Source organism: Pseudomonas folii (genome assembly GCF_014357575.1).
Lineage (GTDB): Bacteria > Pseudomonadota > Gammaproteobacteria > Pseudomonadales > Pseudomonadaceae > Aquipseudomonas > Aquipseudomonas folii.
Map to the genome: position 1 here is coordinate 1 of NZ_JACONW010000209.1, position 7185 is coordinate 7185.

Here is a 7185-nt window from a genome sequence, read left to right on the forward strand (position 1 = left end):
GTGCCCCGGCCTCTTCCCGGCTAAAGCCGGTCCCACGTCATCAGTGAGTTCTGTGAGCGGAGCTTGATTGCTTTTTTAAAGTGAGACCGAGTGAAGCCCTACAACCGCGCCGCCAACCTTGAACCCTGATCAATCGCCCGCTTGGCATCCAGCTCTGCCGCGACATCCGCGCCGCCGATCAGGTGCACGGCTTGCCCCGCCGCAACCAGCCCGTCGTAAAGCTCACGCAACGGGTCCTGCCCGGCGCAGATTACGATGTTGTCCACCGGCAACACTTTCTCTTCACCTTCGCCGATACGGATGTGCAGACCGGCGTCGTCAATGCGCAGGTATTCGACACTGTTGAGCATCTGCACCTGTTTGTTCTTCAGGCCGGTACGGTGAATCCAGCCGGTGGTTTTGCCCAGTCCGTCGCCGACCTTGGACGCCTTGCGCTGCAACAGGAACACCTGACGTGCCGGGGCATGCAGCTCCGGTTTGATCCCCGCCACGCCACCGCGCGCTTCAAGATGGGTATCGATGCCCCATTCTTTCCAGAACGCGGTTCGGTCCAGACTGGTGGAAATGCCCTGATGCACCAGAAACTCCGACACATCGAAGCCGATACCGCCCGCGCCGATCACCGCAACGCTCTGTCCTACCGGTTTGCGTTGCAGGATCACGTCGAGATAACTCAACACCTTGGGATGATCGATGCCCGGAATCGCCGGGGTGCGTGGCGCAATACCAGTGGCCAGGATCACCTCGTCGTAACCGGCGCCCAGCAAGTCCTCAACGGCGACACGCGTATTGAGCCGCACATCAACGCCCGTGGTTTGCAGCTTGCGGGCGAAGTAACGCAAGGTTTCGTAAAACTCTTCCTTGCCCGGCACTCGCTTGGCGATGTTGAACTGGCCGCCGATCTCGGCTGCGGAATCGAACAAGGTCACGTGATGACCACGCTCGGCAGCCACTGTAGATGCCGCAAGGCCCGCAGGACCGGCACCAATCACAGCGATTTTCTTGCTTTGGCGCGTCGGGATGTAATTCAGTTCGGTCTCATGACAGGCACGCGGATTGACCAGGCAACTGGTCAGCTTGCCGCCAAAGGTATGATCCAGACAGGCCTGGTTGCAGCCGATACAGGTGTTGATTTCATCAGCACGCCCCGCCGCTGCCTTGTTGACGAACTCTGGATCCGCCAGAAAAGGCCGCGCCATGGAGACCATGTCGGCGTCGCCTTCGCTGAGAATCTGCTCGGCGATTTCCGGCGTGTTGATGCGGTTGGTAGTGATCAGTGGAATGCCCACCGAACCACGCAGCTTGGCAGTGACTTTACTGAAAGCCGCGCGCGGCACCTTGGTCGCAATGGTCGGGATACGTGCTTCGTGCCAGCCGATACCGGTATTGATGATGGTCGCACCGGCCTGCTCAATGGCTTGAGCCAATTGCACGATCTCTTCCCAGGTGCTGCCGCCTTCCACCAGATCCAGCATCGACAAACGAAAGATAATGATGAACTCGGCACCCACGGCCTCGCGAACCCGGCGAACGATTTCCACCGGCAAACGCATGCGATTTTCGTAGCTGCCGCCCCAGCGATCCGTTCGGTGATTGGTGTGGGCTGCCAGAAACTGATTGATGAAATAGCCTTCGGAACCCATGACCTCCACGCCGTCATACCCGGCGCTTTGGGCCAGCGTCGAGCAGGTGACGAAATCGGCGATCTGCTTTTCGATCCCCGCTTCGTCCAGCTCGCGAGGTTTGAACGGATTGATCGGCGCCTGAATGGCGCTGGGGGCAACTTGATTCTTGCTGTAGGCATAACGCCCGGCGTGCAGGATTTGCAGACAGATCTTGCCGCCCGCCGCATGCACCGCTTGAGTGACCACGCGATGCTGCTCCGCCTCTTCAATCGTGGTCAGCTTGGCCGCGCCGGTGTACACGCCGCCTTCTTCATTGGGCGCAATACCACCCGTGACCATCAGCCCGACACCTCCCGTCGCCCGCTCGGCAAAATACGCCGCCATGCGCTCAAAACCGCCCGGCTTCTCTTCCAGTCCGGTGTGCATCGAACCCATCAGGGTGCGGTTGCGCAAGGTGGTAAACCCCAGATCCAGCGGGGCCAGGAGGTGCGGGTAATGAGCGGCGGCCATAGAAACTCCATCGAACTGTCACGGGATGCGGCCGCCTGAGGCAGCCGTCAATTATTCAGGCCTTGGTGGCCTGTTCATTGCGCAACAGTAAAGACGAGCTTCGCGGCCTGCTCAATGACCATAAGTGACAAGTTGATGATTTAAACGTGCAGCCATGGTCCGAACTATTGTTGGAATCGCCCCCTTGAGCTCTCCTGGCGGCCCATGGCTTTTCAGTAGATTGATAAGCGATGGCATCTGAACTGCAAGCAAATGAACGCCACAAGCATTCCAGCACGACAATTTCACGGAGGATCGAATCATGCAGTTTCGTAACTACCTGCGAATATTCACCCTGCTCACAGCGTTCAGCCTTGCCCTCGCCACAGTCTCCACGCCGGCCTGGTCAGCCACCAAAAGTGCAAAGCGCGGCATCGCCTACGACATAGCCTCACCTGCGGACTTGAGTGCTTTGTCCCCGGGAATCAGCTGGTGGTACAACTGGAGCCCAAAGCCCCACGACCGGCTCGCCGCCTATAACTATTCGTCCACCTACGGGGTCGACTTCATCCCCATGGTCTGGAATGCCAATGTCGATGATGGGCAACTGAAACTCTACCTGCAGGCCCACCCGGATATCCGCTATTTACTGGTGATCAATGAGCCCAATCTTGTCGATCAGGCCAACATGACACCCGAGGCCGCCGCGCAATTCTGGCCAAGACTGGAACAGATATCCGCGCAGACCGGGGTAAAGCTGGTGGGCCCCGCAATGAACTGGGGAACGATGTCCGGTTATGGCGACCCGGTTGTGTGGCTTGATGCCTTCTACGCTGCGTATCGTGCGCAAAATCAGAATCGTGATCCGAAGATCGACTACCTGGCGTTTCATTGGTACGACTATGGGCTGTCAGGCATGCTCGACAGGCTGTCCAAGTATGGAAAACCATTTTGGGTCACCGAGTTCGCCAACTGGCACTCACCGATTGATGGGGTACAGATCGACACGCTTGAAAAGCAAAAACAGCAAATGACAGAGATGGTGGCGGTCTGCGAGAACCGCGCGGATGTGTTTCGGTATGCCTGGTTTACGGGTCGGATGAATGACGACCCACACTTTTCGAGCCTGTTGAACGAAGAAGGAAGGCTGACAGAACTGGGTCAGCACTATATTTCACTGCCCTTCAATCAGTAACGCCATCGGGACTTGATGCATAGCCAGGCCAATCAGAACCGCACTGGATGTCGGGTGGTGTTCATCGCGTCCTTGACCATCAGGGACGCTGCACCGATCTCGGTCAGCCCGCTGATGATGTGCTGGGTGTAGGGAAAAGCAGGGTCTGCATCCAGCACCCGCTCCGACACCAACAGCCCTTCGTTCACGAGCACATCGATCGCCAACACACAGCGCACGATGGATGGAACGCTTGGTTGACGGCGCACCAACTGCATGTAGATCTGCCCACACGTCAGCTTTCGTGGCTTGCTCTCGCCAGACTTTCCCTCACTGAGCAGCCAGACCGCTTTTAAAATCGTCAGATCTACCGCGACAGGGTCTGTGAGCTCCGGGATTAACCCGGCCTCATGAGACAGAAAGGAACTCGCTCGGGATGTCACAGATAAACCTCTGAATACCATTAGCCTGAAAACCCGCCCTTGTTCACACCGTGGGTTTTCTCGCCTGCTGGAATGAGCAACGTGGCATGCACACCCTATGTGCCAACGCGACATGAAGGGATTCCCTTATGACCCGACCACTTTAACACCGCTCAAAACAGAGCTTAAGCTCTGCTTTGATAAAAGATTTTTTGTAGCTAAAAAATCATAAAATACAGATTTTAAAATCGTTATTTCTAATAAAATCATCAAAAAACACCAACAAAATCTATTTTTTTAAAAACCATTAGATCGATATATTTAAATATATAACTGCAATATTTTGCCGCCATAGAACTTTAAGCTCACACTGCGGACTTACTGTCGCAGCCTGTAGTAAACCTCCACGCGCTGACACTTCCTCGTTACCTACCTCTATTTGGAGATTCTCCCGATGGCTAGAAGCTTGCTGCCTCTTGCTGCCATTTTTCTGATGGGCTTCACCACTCTTTCTGTATCAGCCGCCGAAAACAAAAATCCCCTGCCCTCGACATCGAACGATGTGCGCGTGGAAGTCGAGGCCAAACGCGAGCAGATCACCGGAGCCGAAAGCGCCACGAAAAGCCAGTCAACCGGTGCCCAACGCGTGCTGGATGCCCCGGTCGTCACCGACGATGCCCCTGCGACCGATGACGAGAAATGAGTCTTCGTTTGATACGCAGCACACCCCCTATCGAACGAATTCAGGAGTAGCTCCATGTCCATGATCAAACAAGGCTTAGGCCTGAGTCTGCTTGCATTGAGCATTGCTCAGGCAGGCACCGTAATGGCTGTCACCCCGATGACGGGCAATGAGGTCGAAGCGCGGGTTGGCGCGATGCTCGACAACATGACCCAATCGGAAAAAATCAACTTCTCGCGGGTTGATGACGGACGCATGATTCCCAAGCTGGACAAATTCAACCTGCAAGGTACCGTCGCCTATGACTCGGCGATGGGCGTGCTGGTAGGCGGCAAGACCTTTGGTGCGCAGTACCCGTCACCGTCGGCACTGGCCGCAACGTGGAGCATCAACCGGGCCAAGGAATTCGGTCTCGCGATTGGCTATGAAACCCGGATCGCTGGCGGTCAGCAAATGCTGTCTCCGGCCATCAACCTCTATCGCACCCCGTTCAACGGGCGCTCCGCTGAGTACATGAGTGGCGAAGATCCATTCCTCGGCGCAGTGCTGGCTCCGGCCGTTACCAACGGTATTCAGGTGCAGGGCGTCCAGTCTGCCGCCAAGCACTACCTGATGAACGAGCAAGAAGCGAACCGGCACTATCTGGACGTCAAAATTGACGAGCGAGCAATGCAGGAGCTGTATCTGCCCGGCTTCGAGTCGCTGGTCAAGAACTCGAACATTGCCTCGATCATGTGCGGCTACAACAAGATCAACGGCGAATACGCCTGTGAGAACCATCACCTGATCACTGACATCCTGAAAGGCCAATGGGGCTTCCAGGGCAACGTGATGAGTGACTTCAACTCGGTGCAGGACGCGTTCAAAGGCGCCTGGGCAGGCACCGATATCGACATGCCAAGCGGCCTGCAATTCACTGAAGCCAAGCTGCTGCCCTATGTCTGGAACGGCCAGTTGCATCAGAGCGTCATCGACGACAAAGTCCGCCGGAATCTCAGGGCACTGGTCAGCTACGGCTTTGATAAAGGCATCAACAAGGCTCAGCCTCTTGAGCACCGCGAGTACGGTCAACTGGCTGCGCTGAACGTGGCGAGGGAGTCGATTGTGCTCCTGCGCAACGAACCTGTAGACGGACAGAAGCCCCTGCTGCCGCTGCCGAAAACGGCAAAGATCGCTGTCATTGGCGACCTGGCGATGCAGGCACCGACTGCGCCATTCGGCACCGCTTATTCAGCGCCTGCCAGCTATGTGACCGAACTCAGCGGCCTAAAGCAGCTGGCGTCGAGCACCAGCAATGTCGATTACCTGCCGCAGATGAGCCTCGATCCGAAATCGTCGGTCTGGTATCAGCCGAGCAGCGGTAAAGGCAAAGGTAAGGAAGCCATCAGCAACACAGGCGTGAAAGCCGAGTACTACGCCAACACCACATTGTCCGGGGACCCTGTTGCGACCCGCATCGAACCGGGCCTCAACCTGAGCTGGATCACCAACACCAACGTCACCGACAGCGGCACCAGCGCGGTAACCGGCTACACCCCGGCACCGGGCGCATTCTCGGCTCGCTTCACCAGCAAGATCAAACCCACCATCACCGGCCCGCACGTCTTCAAAGTCCGTGCCGATGGCGCCTACAAGCTTTGGATCAACGACGAGCTGGTGGTTGAGGATGAAGACAAGCAGGTTTCATTCGACCTGATTCCTGTGGTGCCACGTACCGTCAAGACTGTCGCGCTGAAAGCCGGCACCGAGTACAACGTGCGCCTGGAATATCGTCGCCTCAAAGGCAATTACACCCCGGTGCTGGGCGGCATGAACGGCGTGCAACTGAGCTGGGCATCGCTGCGTCCGCCGACCAATCTGGCTGACTATGACGCAGTCGTGGTGGCGGCGGGCAGCAACTTCGAATACGAAGGTGAGTCCCTTGATCACCCCTTTGAACTGCCGCAATTTCAGTCCGAGCTGATCAGCTTCGTGCAGAGAGCCAACCCGAAAACCATCGTCGTGATGCACGGCGGTGGCGGTATGGACATGCAGCCGTGGGCAACCAAGGTCGCGGCTTCCCTGCATGCCTGGTTCCCGGGCCAACAAGGCGGTCAGGCGCTGGCAGAAATCCTGTACGGCAAGGTCAACCCGTCAGGCAAGCTGCCCATCACGCTGGACAAGAAAGTGCAGGATAACCCGAGCTTCGCCTCGTACTCCGACCCCGCACCGTACTACTTCAGCAGCCCTAACCCGCCGACTGAAATGACCTACAGCGAAGGCCTGTACCTCGGCTATCGCGGTTATGACAAGAACCACGCGAAGCCGCTCTACCCGTTCGGTTTCGGCTTGTCTTACACGACCTATCAGTACAGCGATCTGAAGCTGTCGAGCAACGTTCTTGCTCCCGGCGCAACCATCAAGGCCACTTTCACCGTGACCAACACGGGCGACAAGCCTGGTTTCGAAGTGGCTCAGTTGTACGTGCAGCCTTCGAAGCCGCAAGTCGATCGTCCGGAAAAAGAGCTGAAGGGTTTCTCCAAGGTCTATCTGAAGCCGGGCGAAAGCAAAACCGTGACGATCCCGCTGGACTCCCGCTCGTTCGCCTACTATTCGCCTGACGCTGTCAGCTGGATCGTAGACCCGGGCAAGTTCAAGGTTCTGGTGGGCAAAGACTCGGAAGACCTGGCGCTCAACCGTACCGTGGTTGCTTTGTATGGCGAGAAATTGTCGACGCGTGAATCCAACCCTCTCCCGATTCCGCTGCGCAACGCAGTTCAGGTCAAGCCAGAACAGGCTTACTGAGGAGGCGTG

5 protein-coding genes are annotated in these 7185 nt (G+C 57.0%); 3 read left to right on the forward strand and 2 right to left on the reverse strand.

Annotated elements, in window-relative coordinates; translation table 11 throughout:
• Positions 1-98: 98 nt before the first annotated feature.
• Positions 99-2135, reverse strand: a complete 2037-nt coding sequence (locus H8S59_RS25070; protein WP_187523175.1) for an NADPH-dependent 2,4-dienoyl-CoA reductase — start codon at positions 2133-2135, stop codon at positions 99-101.
• Between the two features lie 301 nt (positions 2136-2436).
• Here H8S59_RS25070 and H8S59_RS25075 point away from each other — a divergent pair, with 301 nt between their 5' ends.
• Positions 2437-3309, forward strand: a complete 873-nt coding sequence (locus tag H8S59_RS25075; RefSeq protein WP_187523176.1) for a glycoside hydrolase family protein — start codon at positions 2437-2439, stop codon at positions 3307-3309.
• 32 nt (positions 3310-3341) lie between these two features.
• On the opposite strand, the gene H8S59_RS25080 is transcribed toward H8S59_RS25075, so the two are convergent.
• The gene (locus H8S59_RS25080) at positions 3342-3566 is read right to left on the reverse strand and encodes a hypothetical protein (protein WP_246475612.1); all 225 of its coding nucleotides are present in this window, start codon (positions 3564-3566) and stop codon (positions 3342-3344) included.
• Between the two features lie 598 nt (positions 3567-4164).
• Between H8S59_RS25080 and H8S59_RS25085 the strand changes: the two genes are divergently transcribed.
• Both H8S59_RS25085 and H8S59_RS25090 read left to right on the forward strand, forming a co-directional pair.
• A complete protein-coding gene (locus H8S59_RS25085; RefSeq protein WP_187523177.1) occupies positions 4165-4413 on the forward strand; it encodes a hypothetical protein in 249 nt (82 codons plus the stop codon).
• A 60-nt stretch (positions 4414-4473) separates the two neighbouring features.
• Entirely contained in the window at positions 4474-7176 is a 2703-nt protein-coding gene (locus H8S59_RS25090) for a beta-glucosidase (RefSeq protein WP_187523179.1), read from the forward strand.
• The last annotated feature ends 9 nt before the right edge of the window (positions 7177-7185 follow it).

Coding starts and splice junctions, on each gene's coding strand:
- H8S59_RS25070 (WP_187523175.1), bottom strand. CDS start 2,135: ATGGCCGCCGCTCATTACCCGCACCTCCTGGCCCCGCTGGATCTGGGG.
- H8S59_RS25075 (WP_187523176.1), top strand. CDS start 2,437: ATGCAGTTTCGTAACTACCTGCGAATATTCACCCTGCTCACAGCGTTC.
- H8S59_RS25080 (WP_246475612.1), bottom strand. CDS start 3,566: ATGCAGTTGGTGCGCCGTCAACCAAGCGTTCCATCCATCGTGCGCTGT.
- H8S59_RS25085 (WP_187523177.1), top strand. CDS start 4,165: ATGGCTAGAAGCTTGCTGCCTCTTGCTGCCATTTTTCTGATGGGCTTC.
- H8S59_RS25090 (WP_187523179.1), top strand. CDS start 4,474: ATGATCAAACAAGGCTTAGGCCTGAGTCTGCTTGCATTGAGCATTGCT.